Annotated in this window: 1 rRNA gene; it reads left to right on the top strand. The window is 54.8% G+C overall.

Annotation, left to right across the window (positions count from 1 at the left end):
- A 16S ribosomal RNA gene (locus CIL05_RS21565) occupies window positions 1-426 on the top strand; the annotation flags it as partial.

Raw genomic sequence — 426 nt, 5'->3', positions numbered from 1 at the left:
TACTGAGCTAAACAGGATTAGATACCCTGGTAGTCCACGCCCTAAACGATGCGAACTGGATGTTGGTCTCAACTCGGAGACCAGTGTCGAAGCTAACGCGTTAAGTTCGCCGCCTGGGGAGTACGGTCGCAAGACTGAAACTCAAAGGAATTGACGGGGGCCCGCACAAGCGGTGGAGTATGTGGTTTAATTCGATGCAACGCGAAGAACCTTACCTGGTCTTGACATGTCCGGAATCCTGNAGAGATGCGGGAGTGCCTTCGGGAAGCGGAACACAGGTGCTGCATGGCTGTCGTCAGCTCGTGTCGTGAGATGTTGGGTTAAGTCCCGCAACGAGCGCAACCCTTGTCCTTAGTTGCCAGCACGTAATGGTGGGAACTCTAAGGAGACCGCCGGTGACAAACCGGAGGAAGGTGGGGATGACGT

Origin of the sequence: Virgibacillus profundi, from assembly GCF_002287375.1 — a bacterium.
Lineage (GTDB): Bacteria > Bacillota > Bacilli > Bacillales > Amphibacillaceae > Virgibacillus_K > Virgibacillus_K profundi.
This window is presented reverse-complemented; position numbering and strand designations above follow the sequence as displayed.